At 66.8% G+C, this 14291-nt stretch carries 14 protein-coding genes; 9 read left to right on the forward strand and 5 right to left on the reverse strand.

The window, feature by feature from the left end:
* The first annotated feature begins 202 nt into the window (after window positions 1-202).
* The 9 genes from ACZ6DL_RS08690 to ACZ6DL_RS08730 all read left to right on the forward strand — a co-directional run bounded on the left by ACZ6DL_RS08690 (window position 203) and on the right by ACZ6DL_RS08730 (window position 9772).
* Window positions 203-1057 carry an MlaE family ABC transporter permease gene (locus tag ACZ6DL_RS08690; RefSeq protein ID WP_040871285.1) on the forward strand — a complete coding sequence of 285 codons (855 nt, stop codon included), beginning with the start codon at window positions 203-205 and terminating at the stop codon, window positions 1055-1057.
* A 4-nt stretch (window positions 1058-1061) separates the two neighbouring features.
* Entirely contained in the window at window positions 1062-1925 is an 864-nt protein-coding gene (locus ACZ6DL_RS08695; protein WP_357041085.1) for an ABC transporter permease, read from the forward strand.
* A gap of 7 nt (window positions 1926-1932) precedes the next feature.
* Window positions 1933-3423, forward strand: a complete 1491-nt coding sequence (locus tag ACZ6DL_RS08700; protein ID WP_466049991.1) for an MlaD family protein — start codon at window positions 1933-1935, stop codon at window positions 3421-3423.
* Window positions 3420-4463, forward strand: coding sequence for an MCE family protein (locus ACZ6DL_RS08705; RefSeq protein WP_357041091.1), 1044 nt, complete (start codon window positions 3420-3422; stop codon window positions 4461-4463). The genes ACZ6DL_RS08700 and ACZ6DL_RS08705 overlap by 4 nt, the downstream gene beginning before the upstream one ends.
* A complete protein-coding gene (locus ACZ6DL_RS08710) occupies window positions 4463-5461 on the forward strand; it encodes an MCE family protein (RefSeq protein ID WP_466049992.1) in 999 nt (332 codons plus the stop codon). The genes ACZ6DL_RS08705 and ACZ6DL_RS08710 overlap by 1 nt, the downstream gene beginning before the upstream one ends.
* Entirely contained in the window at window positions 5458-6567 is a 1110-nt protein-coding gene (locus tag ACZ6DL_RS08715) for an MlaD family protein (RefSeq protein ID WP_466049993.1), read from the forward strand. Before ACZ6DL_RS08710 ends, ACZ6DL_RS08715 begins: the two co-directional genes overlap by 4 nt.
* Before the next feature lie 8 nt (window positions 6568-6575).
* Window positions 6576-7664 (forward strand): MCE family protein, encoded by a 1089-nt coding sequence (locus ACZ6DL_RS08720; RefSeq protein WP_391461154.1) that lies wholly within the window; start codon window positions 6576-6578, stop codon window positions 7662-7664.
* On the forward strand, window positions 7661-8839 hold the full coding sequence (locus ACZ6DL_RS08725; RefSeq protein ID WP_466049994.1) for an MlaD family protein: 1179 nt from the start codon (window positions 7661-7663) through the stop codon (window positions 8837-8839). The genes ACZ6DL_RS08720 and ACZ6DL_RS08725 overlap by 4 nt, the downstream gene beginning before the upstream one ends.
* Window positions 8840-8971: 132 nt before the next feature.
* Window positions 8972-9772, forward strand: coding sequence for a hypothetical protein (locus tag ACZ6DL_RS08730; protein WP_466049995.1), 801 nt, complete (start codon window positions 8972-8974; stop codon window positions 9770-9772).
* Window positions 9773-9845: 73 nt separating this feature from the next.
* Here ACZ6DL_RS08730 and ACZ6DL_RS08735 read toward each other — a convergent pair whose 3' ends face one another.
* The 5 genes from ACZ6DL_RS08735 to ACZ6DL_RS08755 form a co-directional block, all read right to left on the reverse strand.
* Window positions 9846-10418, reverse strand: coding sequence for a ribonuclease H family protein (locus ACZ6DL_RS08735; RefSeq protein ID WP_063050315.1), 573 nt, complete (start codon window positions 10416-10418; stop codon window positions 9846-9848).
* Between the two features lie 10 nt (window positions 10419-10428).
* Window positions 10429-10899, reverse strand: a complete 471-nt coding sequence (locus tag ACZ6DL_RS08740; RefSeq protein ID WP_040871272.1) for an SRPBCC family protein — start codon at window positions 10897-10899, stop codon at window positions 10429-10431.
* Window positions 10900-11037: 138 nt separating this feature from the next.
* A complete protein-coding gene (gene lhgO, locus ACZ6DL_RS08745) occupies window positions 11038-12222 on the reverse strand; it encodes an L-2-hydroxyglutarate oxidase (protein ID WP_466049996.1) in 1185 nt (394 codons plus the stop codon).
* A 22-nt stretch (window positions 12223-12244) separates the two neighbouring features.
* A complete protein-coding gene (locus tag ACZ6DL_RS08750; RefSeq protein ID WP_466049997.1) occupies window positions 12245-12931 on the reverse strand; it encodes a hypothetical protein in 687 nt (228 codons plus the stop codon).
* 474 nt (window positions 12932-13405) lie between these two features.
* Window positions 13406-14197 carry a TIGR03084 family metal-binding protein gene (locus tag ACZ6DL_RS08755; protein WP_466049998.1) on the reverse strand — a complete coding sequence of 264 codons (792 nt, stop codon included), beginning with the start codon at window positions 14195-14197 and terminating at the stop codon, window positions 13406-13408.
* Between the last annotated feature and the right edge of the window lie 94 nt (window positions 14198-14291).

Here is a 14291-nt window from a genome sequence, read left to right on the forward strand (position 1 = left end):
TGTAGCTTGTGCCAGAGCTCGGGCCGCCGTCTTTGGGCTCGTTCCCAATGTTCCACGGCTTAACCATTGCTTTCCGGCAGCGGTGAGCGACATCTATGACTGCGATCACAAGGGGATGGTGTGTTCTGCACTACTCCGTAGTAAGGTGCGTCAAGCAAACGAGTCGCCGGGGCAGCCAACCGGCGTCGAGGAGGATTAGCCAGTGCAGTCGACCGAGAGTCCACCATCAGGGTCACGGTTCAGTGGTGCGGCCGATTGGACGAGGTCTTACTGGCAGGATCATCCGAAGCGTTCGCTGGAGACCTTCGGCAGGCAGATCACGATGGGCTTCGCGGCTGTCGCCGAACTGTTCGTCTCGATTTTTCGCAGGCGCTTCCCCTTCGCCGAGTTCGTCCGGCAGTGCGCGTTCATGGCCAGCGTCTCGGCGGCGCCGACGCTGCTTGTCGCCATCCCGATCGGCGTCATCGTCTCCATCCAGGTCGGATCGGTCGCCGGCCAGGTCGGCGCCACCTCGTTCATCGGCGCGGCCAACGGCCTCGGCATCATCCAGCAGGGCGCCCCGCTGGTCACCTCGCTGATGATCGCGGGCGCCGTCGGCTCCGCGGTCTGCGCCGATCTCGGCTCGCGCACCATCCGCGAGGAGATCGACGCCATGAAGGTCATGGGCGTCGACCCCATGCGCAGGCTGGTCGCTCCGCGGCTCGGCGCGGCGATGCTGGTGAGCGTGCTGCTGTGCGGCTTCGTCGTCTTCGTGGGATTCCTGACCGGCTACATCTTCAATATATTCGCGCAGAACGGCACGCCGGGCTCCTATGTCGGCACCTTCTCGTCGTTCGCCGTGACCACCGATCTTCTTGTCGCGCTGGTGAAATCGCTGATTTTCGGTCTGTTGGCGGCAATCATCGCCTGCGATACCGGATTGAACACCCGCGGTGGTCCCGGCGGTGTCGCGAACTCGGTGAATTCCGCGGTGGTGGGCTCCACCATCATGCTGTTCGGGGTGAACCTCATCATCACCCAGGTTTACAACGCACTATTCCCGTCACAGGTGGTCTGAGCCGGTGTCATCAACCTATGTACCGCCGCTGCTGCGGCCTCTCCAGACGATCCGGAAATCGGCCCAGGCGCCGGTCGATTGGCTCGCCAGGCTCGGCCACCAGGTGTTCTTCCTGTTGCGTTCGATCGGCTCGATTCCGCTGGCGCTCAAGCACTACCCCAAGGAAGTGTGGCGCCTGCTCTCCGACGTCACCTGGGGCAACGGCAATCTCGTCGTCGGCGGCGGCACCATCGGCGTCGTCGTCATTCTGAGCGCCTTCGGCGGCATGACCGTCGGCATCCAGGGCTACAACTCGCTGAACCTGCTCGGTCTGAGCCCGATCACCGGCGCGATCTCGGCGTTCGCCACGACTCGCGAACTCGGCCCACTACTCGCCACGCTGGCCTTCGCCGCTCAGGCGGGTTGCCGGTTCACCGCGCAGCTCGGCGCCATGCGCATCTCCGAGGAGATCGACGCGCTGGAGTCCATCGCCATCCGGCCGCTGCCCTACCTGATCAGCACCAGGATGTTCGCGGCGATGATCGCCATCATCCCGCTCTACTGCCTGGGCCTCACGATGGCCTACGTCTCCTGCTCGCTGACCGTGCAGCTGATCGGCGGTACCGCCGTGGGCACTTACCAGCACTACTTCTATCAGTTCCTCGTCCCGGCCGACGTCGTCTATTCGCTGATCAAGGCGATCCTGTTCGTCGCGATCACCACGTTCATCCAGTGCTACTACGGCTTCTTCGCCTCCGGTGGCCCCGAGGGCGTCGGCGTGGCCGCGGGCCGCGCGATCAAGATGTGCATCATCGCGGTCGTTTTCGCGAACCTGTTCATGACATTGGCGATCTGGGGCGTCAACCCCGGCATCCGGATCTCGGGGTAGACACCAGATGATCATCGATCCCAGTGGGCGCGGGCCCACGATGCGGCAGCTGTTCATCGCGGGCGTGTGCGGTCTGGTCGTGTTCGCGCTGGTGCTCAGCTTCCTGATGCTGCGCTACAAAGGGTTCTTCCAGGAGAAGGTCAATGTCACCGCGAACCTGACCACCACGGGTGACGGTCTGCCCGAGCAGGCCGACGTCAAGTTCCGCGGCGTGCTCGTCGGCGCGGTGAAGACCGTCGACGTCGCGGCCAAGGGCGAACTGCAGAAGGTCCGGATCGAGATGAAGCCGGAGTTCGCCGACGACATCCCGGCCAACGTGACCGCTCGCGTGGTGCCGAGCAATCTGTTCGCCGTCACCTCCGTCGAACTCGTCTTCAACGGCCCCGCCGACCAGTACCTGCACGAGGGTTCGGTCATCGAGGAAGACCGCAGCAAGGGCACCATCGCGTTGCAGGACACGCTCACCACGGTCCGCAACATCCTCGACAAGATCGATCCGGTGCAGTTCGGCCGGGTGCTGGGCACCCTGTCGCAGGCGCTGGACGGCAGCGGCCGGGTGCCCGGCTCCACCGTCGAACGGCTGGACCGCTGGCTGCTGGCCGTGGACGAGTCGATTCCCGATCTCGGTGCGCTGCTGGGTGACTTCTCCGCATCGTTCAACGCGCTCAACCAGTCCGCACCCGAGCTGGTCGACGTGCTCGGCACCTCGGTGCAGACCGCGCGCACCATCGCCGACCGCCGCGGCGAGCTGGTCGCGTTGATCACCGGTACCTCGGGCACCATCGACACGGTCAACGACCTGTTCGCCCGCAACCCGAACGTGGGCATCGAGGTCACCGCGGGCACGAACGACATGTTCGGCGCACTCGCCGCGGACCCGGACGCGATCACCAGGAGCCTGCTGAACCTCAGCGAGACCATGCGCCGGATGGACACCACGTTCAAGTGGGGCCCGCAGAAGCAGCAGGTCTGGGACGCGGGCATCACCCTCACGCCGTACCGGCCCTACACCGTGGCCGACTGCCCGCGCTACGGCGACATGGTCGGGCCGAGCTGCTTCACCGCTCCCGCCGTCGCCGACGTCGGCGAGCTGCCCGAACAGCTGAAGCCGCGCGCGCTCGCGTCGGCCGCCGGGCTTCCCCCGGTCGTGCCGATGCCCGGCCTGCCGCTGATCCCCGGCGTCACCACGCCGGACCCGAACCGCGCCACCGCGGCCGCTCCCACCGGCGGCGCACCCGCTCCGTTCGCGGGCACTCCGCTCGAGGGCCTGTTCCCGATGCTGCCGCCGGGTCTGCTCCCGCCTGCCGCGGCTCCGGCGCCCGTCGCGCCGGCCGCCGCCCCCGAAGGCACCCCGTCGGCGGCGCCGATCTCCTACCGGGGTGACTCGGCGATCACCGCACTGCTCGGCCGCAAGCCGACCACCTCCGAATATCTGCTGCTGAGCTCGATTCTGAAGGGCGGAACCATGCAGGTGTCCGACAACGGTGCCGGACGATGAGCATTCGCAAGCCGCTCATCGGCTTCACCATCTTCGCCATCGTGTCGATTCTGGTCACGGTGGTGGTGTGGAACACGCTGGCGCGCATCGTCAACGGGGACACCTACACCTACTCCGCGACGTTCTCCGACGTGCTCGGTTTGCACGAGGGCGACGACGTCCGCATGGCGGGCGTGCGGGTGGGCAAGGTCGAGAAGATCGAGCGGGGCCGCGACGCGAATCTGAAGAAGTCGGTCGCGAAGGTCACCTTCGTCGTGCAGCGCGACCAGACGATCTACAACGACACCAAAGCGCTGGTCCGCTACCAGAACCTGATCGGTCAGCGGTACGTGGCCCTTGCTCCCGGCAAGGCGTCGAGCCCGGCGCCGTTGAAGAACAACGGTTCCATCCCGATCGATCGGACCGAGCCGTCGTTCGATGTGTCCGGTCTGCTCAACGGATTCCAGCCGCTGTTCCAGGTGTTGCAGCCCGAGCAGGTCAACCGGCTGTCGGAGACCTTCATTCAGGCATTGCAGGGCGACGGCGTCTCGTTGAGCGCGTTCATCGTGCAGGCCGCCCAGCTGGCCACCGACTTCCAGCGCAGGGACGCGATCCTGTCCGATGTGATCACCAACCTGTCGGGCGTGATGTCGGGGTTGGCGAAACGAGGTGATGAATTGGAGACCCTGGTGACCCAGACCCGGGCCTTGATCGGCGGGCTGTACGAACAAGGGCAGTCGTTGCTCGGCTCGACCGAGCAGATCGCGACCGCGACCACGTCGCTGGTCGGCATGATGGATCGGATCCAGCCGAGCCTGCGCACCGCGCAGAACTCCACCAGCGCCGCGTTGACGCTGTTGCTGGACAACGGCGCCAAGCTCGATCAAGCGGCGATCGACCTGCCGAACGTCCTGTCCGCGGCGGGCAGGCACACCTCGGAGGGCGGTTACGCCAACGCCTACCTGTGCGGGCTGGACTTGTCGCTCTACGGTGTCCTCTTCCCCCGTGGTCTGTTCTCGCAGATCGGTGGCACCTCGCACTCGGCGGTGTGCCGCCCATGATGACGAAGCTCAGGTCCAGGTTCGAAAGCAACCGGTTCTTCTGGTTGGGCGTCATCGGCGGTGTCCTCATCGTGGTGCTGCTGGTGGTGTCCAGCGTCTACAAGCTCCTCGGCGTCGGCGAGCAGTCGATCAAGGCCGAGTTCGTGCAGGCCGCGGGTATCAGGGTCGGCGACAAGGTGAACATCGCGGGGGTGTCCTCCGGGCGCGTGGTCGACGCCGAACTCGAGGGCAGTCACGTGCTGCTCACGTTGAGCGTCAGCGACGACGTGAAACTCGGCCCGGACGCGCGCGCATCGATCAAGATGGCCACGCTGCTCGGCGCCAGGTACGTCGACCTCGAGCCGGGCGACGGTTCGGGCCTGAGGGGCAAGCGGATCCCGGTGTCCAACACCACGGTTCCGTACAACCTGGCCGACGTCGTGCAGGTCGGCACGCCGAAGTTCGAAGCGCTCGACACCAAGAAGCTGGCCGACTCGCTGAACCTGATCAACGAGCAGATGAACGGCTCGCCCCAGCTCACCGCCCAGGCGCTGGACAGCGTCGGTGCGCTGGCCAAGGTGATCGACAGCCGCAAGGCCGAGGTGGACACCCTGCTGAAGGACTTGGACCGGGTCACCCGGATCCTCGGCGACAACCGCAACAGCATCCTGCTGGTGATCACCCAGGGTGAGGCCATCGCCAATCGGGTGATGGAGCGCCAGGCGCTGCTGCGCCAATTGCTGGACAACGTCGCCGCGCTGACCAAGCAGCTGGAGGCGATCGGCGCGGAGAACAACGATCAGCTCGGCCCGACCATCCAGCAGCTGAACACCATGGCCGAGGGCCTGCAGAAGAACAAGGACAACCTGGATCGGATGCTGTCGATCATGCCGCCGACCCTGCGTTACCTGGCGAACTCCTGGGGCGGCAGCGGTCCGTACGGCGATGTCGGCCTGCCGTGGCTGTTCCCGGACAACTGGTTGTGCTTCGCCCAAGTCATCGAGGGGTGCCAGGGATGAGATTCCGCACGGGCTTTCCGCTGAAGACCGTCGCGAAGGCGTTCATGATCAGCGCCGCCGCGCTCACGATCGGCAGCTGTTCGCTGCTGCCGAGTTCGGTGAACAACGCGCTGGGCACCACCCTGCAGTTCACCGCGGACTTCGACAACATCGCGGGCATCTACGAGGGCAATCCGATCACGGTGCTCGGGCTCGACGTCGGCAAGGTCGACAAGATCGTGCCCAAAGGCACCCTGATCGAGGTGCACATGTCCATCGACAAGGACGTGAAGATCCCGAAGGACGCCATCGCCGCGATCATCTCGCCGTCCATCGTGACCGACCGGCACATCGAACTCACCCCGGTCTACACCGGCGGCGCGACCTTGGCCGACGGCGCGCACCTGCCCAAAGCAAGGACCAAGACGCCGGTCGAGCTGGACACGATGATCAAGACCATCGATCAGTTCGCCGCCGCGCTGAAGCCGGAGCCGGGCCAGGAGGGCATCGGCCCGCTGTCGGGCCGGGTGCTCTACCCGATGCTCAACGGCAACGGCGAGAAGATCCGTGACACCCTCAACGCGCTGTCCAGCGCGTTGAAGGTCGGTGTGGACAACAAGGACGCGATCTCCAGCATCATCATCAAGCTGAACGACCTCACCACCATGCTGGCCGAGAACGACCAGTCGGTGCGCGATTTCAGCAACCGGGTGACCCAGATGACCGGCCTGCTCGCCGATCAAGCGCCCGGTCTGCAGGCCACGCTCGATCAACTCCTCGCCTTCCTGCGCAACACCAGCACCACGCTGACGCAGTACGAGAGCCAGTTGTCCGGCACGATGACCGGCCTGACCAACGTGACCCAGCAGTTGCGCGACAACGCCTACGGCCTCACCGAAGTCGCCGACCTGGCGCCGATGGTCATGCAGAACGTCGACAACATCATCAACCGCGAGCACGGGTACGTCCGGCTGCACGCGGTGATCGGCACCGCGCTGTCGGGTGAGATCGTCAGCCTGTTCTGTGAGCGCATCCAGATGAAGGCCGACGGCTGCCGTACCGGAAACATGCAGGACTTCGGACCCGACTACGGGCTCACCGCCGCACTGCTCGGACTGACGAAATGACGTACCGAATGACGATCAAGGCACGCAGGACGCTGGTCGCCGTCGCCGCGGTAGCCGGTGTGGCGGTCACCTCCGGCTGCGGGCTCACGGTGGAGAAGCTGCCGTTGCCGAAACCGGGTCAGGGCGGGGAGACCTACACGATCCACGCGGTCTTCGAGAACGCGCTGAACCTGCCCGACCAGGCGAAGGTGAAGATCGGTGGCTCGGATGTCGGCGTGGTCACCGACATCAAGACCAAGAACTTCCAGGCCGTCGTGGACTTGACCATCCGCAAGGACATCGAGTTGCCCAAGGGCAGCACGGCGGAACTGCGTCAGGCCACCCCGCTGGGTGATGTGTTCGTCGCGGTGTCCAAGCCCAAGACCGAGCCCGGCGCGGACATGCTGCACGACGGTGACACGCTCACCCTCGACAGCACCTCCGCGGGCGCGACCGTCGAGCAGCTGCTCATCTCGGTCTCCATGCTGTTCAACGGTGGCGGCATCGCCAGCCTGTCCAAGCTGGGTTCCGAGCTGGACTCCATCGTCGGCGGCCGCGGCGAGCAGCTCGCCCACCTGATCACCGAGATGACCGGCGTGGTCGGCAGTCTGAACGACAACTCCGCCCGGGTGGACAGTGTGCTCGGTGAGTTCAGCACCCTCGCCAACACCATCGAGGGCAGGCGGTCGGAACTGGGCGAGGTGGCCGACACGCTGCCGCAGATGATCGGCGCCATCGCCGAGAACAACCGAGCCCTCGGCGATCTGCTCGCCAAGTTGTCCACCGCCAGCGCCGCCCTCGGCGATTACGCGAACACCTCGACCGAGAGCTTGAACGGGCTGCTGGAGAACACCCACCAGCTGATGGACGCGATAGCCAAGACCGGCGACGGCTTCGGCGTCCTGCTCGATCGACTGCGGGTGCTGCGGCCGAAGGTCGACGCGACCTTCCGCGGCAGCAGCTTCGCGGTGTACGCGACCGCGACCAATCTGGACATCAGCGCGCTCACCGATCCGCAGCACGGCAAGCTCCAGGACCTCAACGACTTGCAGGACTTCGCGGGCAGCCTGATCCAGGTGCTGCAATTGGTGCAGGGCCGGGTGGGAGGACAGCGATGACCTCGGCGCGCAAACTGTTCGGAAGCAAGATCTTCCTGTCGAACGTGGGCTTGGTGCTCGTGCTGCTGGTCGGCGCGACGTACCTGCTGCTGAACGTCATGCGGGTGAACCCGCTGCGGTCCGACTACACCGTCACGGTGAATCTGGACCGTTCCGGCGGTCTGCAACCCGGCAACGACGTGACGTTGCGCGGGTGGCGCATCGGCAAGGTGACATCGATCGAGCTGACCGATCGCGGCCAGGCCATCGCCGCCACCGCGCAGATCGAGTCGAAGTACAAGATCCCGGTGGACACCCAGATCGCGGTGCAGGCCCTGTCCGGCGCGGGTGAGCAGTACATCGACTTCCGGCCGAATGCCGAGCAGGGGCCGTTTCTGGCCAACGGCGCGGTGATCAAGTTCGATCCGGACAGGATCCACACTCCCACGCCGGTGTGGTCGGTGCTGGACAACTCCAGCGCCCTGATCGCGCAGATCAACCCGGAGCACTTCCAGGTCATCCTGAACGAGCTGGACATCGCGCTCAGCGGCGGCCCGGATCAGCTGCGCGGCCTGGTCAACGGGATCAGCCTGGCGACGGCGGGCCTGGACTCGTTGCTGCCGCAGACCACGAACCTGATCACCAACCTGCGCACCATCGCGAGTACCACGTCCAACGCACAGCCCGACCTGGCCACGCTGACCCGCAACTCCGGCGTGCTGTTCGAGCAGTTCAACAACGCGAACGCGGAATTGCAGCGCGTGCTGGACCAGGCGCCGGGCCAGCTCACCAGCCTCGGCGCGGTGGTGGACCGGACGGCCGATCCGATCACCAGCCTGGCGACCAACTTCCAGGCCATCACGAAGGCGGCGCAGCTGCGGCTGCCCGCGCTGCGCGCGCTGTTCCCCTCGCTCGCGCTCGGTGGCGAGGCGCTCGGCGTCCCGGCGCACGACGGCGAATTCCACGCGATGATCGACATCTGGCCGCGGCCGTTCTGCACCTACAACACTCCGAAGATGCGCAACGAGGTCGTGCAGGACGGCACGATCCCGATGTGGAACTACTGCGAGAATCCGCCGCCGGGTCAGCAGATCCGTGGTGCCGCCAACGCGCCGCGGCCCGACGTGCCCAACAACGGCGCGCACATGCCGCCGGGTGTGGATCCGAACGAGCGGACCCTGCCTCCGGTGCGGTGAGTCGTACCCGGCCCTGCGGTCCTCCCGTCGGGCGGGCATACTCGCCGGTGAAACGCGTAAGGTTCGCTGCCGCGGGCCGCTGAAGCCAATCGGTGCGCACCGATGCGCGCCGGGAAAGTGCAGGTTCTATCGATGTCTACCGACGACGCCGAGACCGACAAGGACGCCGAGACCACGGCCGCCACCTCCGACAAGGGCACCGACGCGGTATCCGGGAAGTCGGAGGACGCCGCCGGCGCGGCGAAGCCCGAGCTGTCCAAGGCGGAGAAGGCAGACAAGGCCGAGGCCGGCGCGAAGCCGGCCGCGAAGAGCGACTCGCCCAAGGCGGCGGCCTCCGCACCGTCCGGCAAGTCCACCTCGATTCCGCTGGTGGCCGCGTTCGTGGCCGGCGTGCTCGCGGTCGCCGCGATCACCGCGGTGGTGGTGTTCTTCTTGCAGGGCAAGGACCGCGGCGACAAGCTCGACGCGATCCGCGACTCCACGAGCGCCGCGTGCACATTCGGCAAGGACGTGTCGGTCTACGACTACTCGAAGAACCTGGACGACTACTTCACCACGGTGAAGGCGGGCTCGACGGGCGAGTTCCTCAAGGAGTTCGACGACGCGACCAAGGCGCTGAAAGACGCCATGGTGCAGGCACAGGTCAAGTCCTGGGCCGACGATGTGCAGTGCGGCTACCAGGCCGGTGACAAGACCTCGGCCAAGGTGCTGGTGACCCTCACGCAGTATCGGACCAACTTCACCCAGGCCAACCCCGAGCGTCAGTTCGTCGTGGTGATCGCCCAGCTGCAGAAGTCCGGCGACAAGTGGCTGGTCGAGAAGCTCGATTCGCCGATGCTGAAGGGTGCCGGTACCGGTCTGCCCGGCGCTCCCGCTCCGGGCGCGCCGCAGCAGGCGCCGTCCGGCCAGCCCGCGCCGCAGCCGGGTAACTAGCCGAGCGCCTCCGGCGGTGGGCCGAGCCACCACCGCCGGAGGTCATTCGGGCGGCCTGCGACGATCCGGCGGATCAGAACAGCGTCAAAGCCTGTGGCGCCGACGGCGCGGCCGCCTTCCCCGCGGCCTTGTCTTTCGGCGCTTCCGGCGCCGTCGACGCTTCCTCCACAGTCACCGCGAGCATTTCCACGGTGTTCGCCTCGGCGACAGCCGCGGTGACCGCGGCCTGCCGAGCCGCTTCTCCGGCCAGCGCGTCGGCTTGCTCGTTGAAGTAGTTGCCGACATGACCACGGACCCAACGGAAGCGGACCGGCCCCGGCCTGCTCGAGATGGCCCGATCGATCTGCCGGACGAGTTCGACATTCTTCACCGCGCCACCGGTGGACGTGCGCCAGCCGTTGAGCCGCCAGCCCGATACCCATTCCGAGGCGCATTTGATCGCGTAGAGCGAATCGCTCTCGATGAGCAGGGGTTCGGACCCTGGATGGGCGACGATCGCTTCCAGCACCGCGCGCAACTCCGCGACCTGGTTGGTTCCGGACGCAGCTCCCCCGCTGGCGGAGGAGCCCTGATGATTGACCCAAGCCCAGCCGATGGCGCCGCCGGGATTGCGGAGGCAGGATCCGTCGGTGCTCACGATGATCATGGCTGGCACCCTACGCAATCCGACCGACAAGATCGGTACCGTGGAATTCCTCTATCTCCCTCCGTAACCGGGCCTCCGTACGCCGCAGCGCCGATTTGACCGCGGCGTCCACCAAGCCGGTGCTCAGGCGCCCGACCACTCCGCGAGGTGGACTGTACTCCGCCTCGGAGGTCAGCACCGAGCGCCCGTAACCGAGTGGGTCGAAGCGCAGCCGCAACGTGCCGGAGAACCGTCCGCGCAGCGTATAGCCGATCACCGCGTTGTGGCGGTGTTCGGTGATCTCGCAGGTGGAAGTCGGTTGCCAGATCGCGAAGCGGGTGGTGGTGGCGAAGACCGCGCCGAGTCCGCGGTCCTGGTCGCCGGTCGGTACGAAGTCCGCGATGCCGAACATCCAATCCGGTACGAACAGATGGTTGTCCGTATAGCTGAAAGCGACCTCGACGGGCGCTCCGACGTCACTCGCGTACTTGATGTGGCCCATAGGCCCTCCCTGTCCCACGACTGGCGTTAAAAGTACTACAGCTCTCCTCTTTATTCGAGGGCTCTGCGGGATTTCGTCCGTTATTTCGCCAGGTTGCGACCGAATGGTTGCTTGGGAGGAAGGTCGTTCGCGCCGTCCTCAGAGCTGGTCGACAAGGTGCTCCGCGATCGGCATGGCCGAGGTCGCCGCAGGTGAGGGGGCGTTGAGCAGATGAACCGAGCGCTCGGTGCGCTCGATCATGAAGTCGTGCACCAGTGTTCCGTCCCGCAGCACCGCCTGGGCGCGAATGCCCGCCTCGCGGGGCCGCAGATCGGCGAGCGTCAGCTCCGGACAGTAGCGGCGGCACTGCTCGAGGTATCCGCGCTTGAACAGCGAGTTGCGCAGTTCCCGCAGACCGGTGCGCACATTCGCCTTGGCGACGCGATGGAATCCGGTGAATCCGAGGACTTCTCGCGCGTCGCGCAGGTCGACACTGCCTTTGCGGTAGCCCTCCCTCGACAGTCCGAGCACGGCGTTCGGCCCCACGGTCAGCGCGCCGTCGATCGTCGGGCTCAAATGCACGCCGAGGAAAGGCAATCCGGGATCCGGGATCGGATAGATCAATGTGCTGACCAGACCGTTTCGCTCCTGCGGCAGCTGGTAGTACTCGCCGCGGAAGGGAACGATGCGAAAGTCGGTGCGCAGCCCGGCCGCCCGCGCCATCCGGTCGGCTTGCAGGCCCGCGCAGATCACCGTGCGGCGAGCCGTCCACGAGCCGGCCGGTCCCGCGGCGGTCACGGCATCCGAAGTCTCGGTGAGCGTGGCGACCTCGGCGCCGAGCACGAATTCACCACCCGCGCCGCGGACTTCCTCGGCGAGCGCTTCGGTCACCCGGGTGAAGTCGACGATGCCGGTGTCCGGGACGAAAAGGGCCCCCACGCCGGTGACGTGCGGTTCCCGCCGCGTGAGCTCCGCGGCGTCGATCAGTTCGACGGCCACGCCGTTGGTGATCGAGCGTTCGTGCAGCGCGAGCATGCGTTCGTATTCGGCGTCGTCCGTAGCGACCAGTAGTTTTCCGCAGACGCGGTACGGAATGTCGTGGGCGGCAGCGAATTCCTTGGTCCAGCGAGCGCCCCGGCGGCACAGCGTGGCCTTCAGGCTGCCGGGCGGATAGTAGATGCCGGAGTGGATGACTCCGCTGTTGTGGCCGGTCTGATGGGCGGCCAGCCGCTGGGTTTTCTCCAGCAGCACCAGGCTCGCACCGGGATTGCGCGCCAGGATCCGGTGCGCGGTCGCGACGCCGACGATGCCGCCGCCGATGACGCAGAAGTCGTAGGCGCTCATGCCGAGCAGGGTAAGCGGTAGCTCACATGACGGTGGAATCCGCTCCGCCGTGCGCGGGGGCGGGCGCGCGTTCGGTGGTCCGCTGTTCGAGGTCACGGCTGGGTGCGGGCGTGGAGTGCCGGTTCAAGCGCAGGTCGTGCTCGCCCAGTCGCGGATCGGAGAACGCCATCCGCACTTCACCGCTGTGGGTATCGAGGTCGGTGCGCATCGTGGTCACGGCCGGCATCTCCGACGTGGGGCCGGAGGAGCGGAGGTAGCCCGGCAGCATGATCAAAGCGTTGGTGTCCACGGTGACCGAGACGGTGTCGTCCTCGACCTGTGCGACCTGCGCGCCGACATAGGCATCGCCGAATCGCACCTTGCCGCCGACAGGTGTGGGAGCGGGCCGCGCGGTAGGCGAATCTACGTGCGGCGCGGTGGTTTCCGGCTTGGCGGTGTCCGGCTCGGCCGCACGCGGAACCGAAGCAGCCGCGGGCAGGACGAAACTGGTGCCGGTCAGTACCGGATAGGGGGTGTACCGGCGGCCATGGTCGGGCTCGTCCGGGGCGGGCGGAGTGACCGGCGCGGCGATCCGAGTCGCCGGGCGCTGCATATCGGCGATCTGCTGTACGACATACGCGCCCGCCACGACGGTCAGGCTCAAGCTGGCGGCACCGGCGAGCACGATGGCGGCGTGCCGCGCGACCTGGGCAGGTCGATGTGCTGTCACGATGCGTTCCTTTCGCTGCGACGCTGCTCCCCACAGCGACCAGCACCGTGGGAAGCTGTACGCCCGTCCAGATTACCTGTGGGGTCGGGCGGGGTGTCGCATCGAAGAGAGCAGGATCACAGTCGGCGCGGCGAAAGGTGGCCGGTCGGTGCTGGTCCGGGCAGCGGACGGCCGGGGCGGGCTCGATCACCGGCTGTGTGTCGCGGTGGATCGGCGGCGTGCGAATGGTCTCGTGTGGGAGCAGCGGGCAATCCGGGAAAGGCGCGGCATCGCCTGGCGTCGCCGCGCCGTAAACGGCGTCGATGTTTCCGTGAACGCACCGACGGGTAAATAGTCGGTAGCTGGCGAGCGCCATTCTCGACTGCCACTCGAGACACCCGGCCAACGGCGTCCGGCCGTCGACATGAACACGGCGCACCCAAGTGTGGCGCTCGCCCGCTCCGAAGCGTCGTCGACGGGCCGGGTGTAGGCGGGTCAGGCGAACTGACCCGCTGCCCTTCCCGCGCCGGTCGGACCAGCGAAAGCCTGTGCGAGAGTGAGCCATTCCGCGGCGTCGTCGCCGTGCGTCCCGAGCGCCAGATCGTCGGGATGGCGGCGTTGGGTCACCAGCATGCAGAAATCGAGCGCCGGTCCGGTCACGCGCTGTTCGGCGTCTTCCGGACCCCACCCCCAGATCGTGCGATCCGGGGCGGTCAATTCGACCCGGAATTCCGCTGCGGGCGGCGTCTTTCCGTGCACGGTGTAGGCGAAGTTCCTGGTGCGCACGCCGATATGGGCCACGGTGCGCAGCCGCGCCGTGGGCGTGCGGTGTACGCCGAGGGCATCGGCCACATCCTGCCCGTGCGCCCAGGTCTCCATGATGCGGGCGCTGATCATCGACGCGGCGCTCATCGGCGGACCGAACCAGGGCAACTTGACGCCCGCGGGCGCGGCGCGCAGCGCGGCGATGAGCGAGGCGCGTCCACGCCGCCATCGATCCAGCAGCTCGGCGGGCGGTTCGGTTGCGGCCTTCTCGGCGGCTTCGTCGACGAACGTGAGCGCACGTGGCCCCGCTTCGGTCAGCAACTCCCCGAAGCGCGCGGCATCCGCGGTGGCGATCGTCGCGATCTCGTCGGTCCAGGCCAGATGGCCGATCTGATGGGCGATGGTCCAACCGGGCGCGGGTGTGGCGCGAGCCCACCCCTCGGGCGCCAACGGGCCGACGAGTCGTTCGAGGTCCGCGCATTCGTCGGCGAAGTCGCCGAGCAGCGCCTCTAGGTCAGCCATCAGTTCCCCTGCCGCTACCGGGCGCACCGCCTCGTGCGCCGCCGGGTCCAGCATCGCAGCGAGACCAAAAAAAGGCAAGCGTGCTTGTTTTATA

The organism is Nocardia sp. NPDC041819, from assembly GCF_055590505.1.